At 71.3% G+C, this 1,188-nt stretch carries 1 protein-coding gene; it reads right to left on the bottom strand.

Annotation, left to right across the window (positions count from 1 at the left end):
* Window positions 1–961 (bottom strand): IS110 family transposase (locus tag ACIBVN_RS60905; protein ID WP_397152057.1); only part of this gene is annotated, 961 nt, incomplete at its 3' end.
* Window positions 962–1,188: the final 227 nt, after the last annotated feature.

Here is a 1,188-nt window from a genome sequence, read left to right as displayed (position 1 = left end):
TGGTCCGGCGGGCGGCGTAGGCGCGGGTGCGTTCGTCGTGGGCCAGGCGGCTGACGGCGATCATGTGCAGGGCGCGGTTGGCGTCGCGGTCGCCGCCCCGGTTGAGCCGGTAACGGCGGGTCTGGCCGCTGGAGGCCGGGATCGGGGCGACACCACATAAGTGGGCGAAGGCCGCCTCGTGGTGCAGCCGGTCGGGGTTGTCTCCGGCGGTGATGAGCAGCTGCGCGGCGGTCTCGATGCCGATGCCACGCTGGGCGATCAGCTCGGGGGCCACCGCGGTCACCAGCGGGGCGAGCTGGGCGTCCAACTCGGTGATCTCATCGCTCAAGTGCCGGTGACGGCGGGCCAGGCTGCGCAGCGCGGTCTTGGTCGAGGCCAGGACCGCATCGGTTCCGTCACCCGGGCGCAGCCGCAGGCAGGCGGCCACGATGCTGCCCGCCGCGCGGCCCGGCCGGCTCAGCTGCTCGCGCAACTCGGCCGGGGCGGTCACCAGCATGGCTTTGAGCTGGTTCAGCGTGGCGGTGCGTGCCTTGACCGCGCCGGCCCGGGCGGCATGCAGGGCACGGATGGCCTCCACCCGCCCGTCCCTGGCCTTGGGCACGGAAGCGGCCCGTCCCGCCAGCACCGCCTCCGCCGCGGCGTAGGCATCCAGCGGATCGGACTTGCCCTCCTTGCGCCGCGCCCGCCGATCCGGCCGGTCCACCTCCACCACCTTGACCTGCTCGGCGCGCAGGTAACGGGCCAGGCCCGCACCATAGCTGCCGGTGCCCTCCACACCCACCGACGCCAGCCGGCCAAACCCGCGCAGCCACGCCAGCAACTGCGCATACCCCTCGCTGGTGGCCGGGAACTCGGCATCGGCCAGCCGCCGCCCATTCATCAAGATCACCGCAGCGTGATGCGTCCGGCCATGGGTGTCCACCCCACCGATCACGCGCGCCTTGCCCTTCTTGCCCGCCATGCCATACCACCTCTGTCTCGCCCGCCCTGCCGGCACGCACACCAGCAGAACGGACGGACAACACAGTGATGAGCCACCAGGCAAGCACCTATCAGGTCACACCGCCCCACCGAGCACATGCGCTGCAAGAGCCGCCCGGAATCGACAAATCCCGTTCCAAGCAACAACGCCAGTGGGCACTCGAGTCAGACTCCGGGCAACTCCTGCCCTTCAAGTCTCACTGTGGG

The sequence above is a fragment of the Nonomuraea sp. NPDC049400 genome (genome assembly GCF_044466425.1).
Classification (GTDB): Bacteria; Actinomycetota; Actinomycetes; order Streptosporangiales; family Streptosporangiaceae; genus Nonomuraea.
The sequence above is the reverse complement of the archived record's forward strand: the minus strand, read 5'-3'. Positions and strand labels throughout refer to the sequence as shown.